General features: G+C 62.4%; 1 protein-coding gene. It reads left to right on the top strand.

Annotated elements, in window-relative coordinates:
• Nucleotides 1–109: 109 nt before the first annotated feature.
• Nucleotides 110–1,277 (top strand): MFS transporter (locus OC610_RS27620; RefSeq protein ID WP_264432680.1); only part of this gene is annotated, 1,168 nt, incomplete at its 3' end.

Raw genomic sequence — 1,277 nt, 5'->3', positions numbered from 1 at the left:
TGCCTATCATTAACCGCAGGCATGACTGATATCAGCCACAAAGCCCTGTTCCAGAGCCCTGCAAGTCTTTAGCCTCACGCCATCCTTTCAATTGATCGACGAGATTGCCATGAGTGCTCATCCACCCGCCTCGCCCGGCAGCACCCTGACCCGCGGCATGGTCCTGTTGTTTGCTTTCTGCTGCGGCGCCATCGTTGCCAACATCTACTACGCCCAACCCATTATCGAACTGATCGCACCCGACGTCGGCCTGAGCAGCACCATGGCCAGCCTGATCGTCTCGCTGACGCAGATCGGCTATGCCCTGGGCCTGTTTTTCCTGGTGCCGCTGGGCGACCTGTTGGAAAACCGGCGCTTGATGATCCTCACCACCGTGGTCGCGATAGCCAGCCTGCTGGGGGCGGCCTTCACCGATCAGCCCAATGTGTTCCTGCTGGTCTCGCTGCTGGTGGGTTTCAGTTCCGTCTCGGTACAAGTCCTGATTCCGCTGGCCGCGCACCTGGCGCCGGAGGAATCCCGGGGACGGGTCGTCGGTGGGATCATGGGCGGCCTGTTGCTGGGGATTCTGCTGGCGCGGCCGGTATCCAGCGTGGTGGCCGATCATTTCGGCTGGCGGGCCATGTTTATCATCGCCGCCGCCCTGATGGCGGCCATCAGCGTCGTCCTGGCGTTGACCGTGCCCAAGCGCCAGCCCGACCACAGCGCGTCCTACGGCCAGTTGCTGGCTTCGCTCGGCACCTTGTTGCGCCAGCAGCCGCAATTGCGGCAACGGGCCTTCTACCAGGCCTGCATGTTCGCCACATTCAGTCTGTTCTGGACCGCCGTGCCGCTGGAACTGGCCCGTAACCATGGCCTGTCCCAGACGGAGATCGCGCTGTTTGCCCTGGTCGGTGCCATCGGCGCCATCGCCGCACCCATTGCCGGCCGCTTGGCAGACGCGGGTCATACCCGGATCGCTTCACTGCTGGCCATGTTATTCGCCAGCCTGAGTTTCCTGCCGGCGTTCATCCACCCGATCTACAGCGTGATTGGCCTGGCGGTGACCGGCGTGGTCCTGGATTTCTGTGTACAGATGAACATGGTCCTGGGCCAACGCACTATCTACGCCCTCGACGCCAAAAGCCGCAGCCGACTCAACGCGCTGTACATGACCAGCATTTTCATCGGCGGTGCATTTGGCTCATCGATTGCCAGCGCGGTCTACGAACACGGCGGCTGGCTGTGGGTGGTGATCGTCGGTAGCGCCTTCCCGCTGCTGGCATTGTTGCGCTTCCTGA

Source organism: Pseudomonas agronomica, assembly GCF_025917275.1.
In the GTDB taxonomy this organism is placed as follows: Bacteria; Pseudomonadota; Gammaproteobacteria; order Pseudomonadales; family Pseudomonadaceae; genus Aquipseudomonas; species Aquipseudomonas agronomica.
Note: the sequence above shows the minus strand (reverse complement) of the source record. Positions and strands in the feature narration are given on the sequence as shown.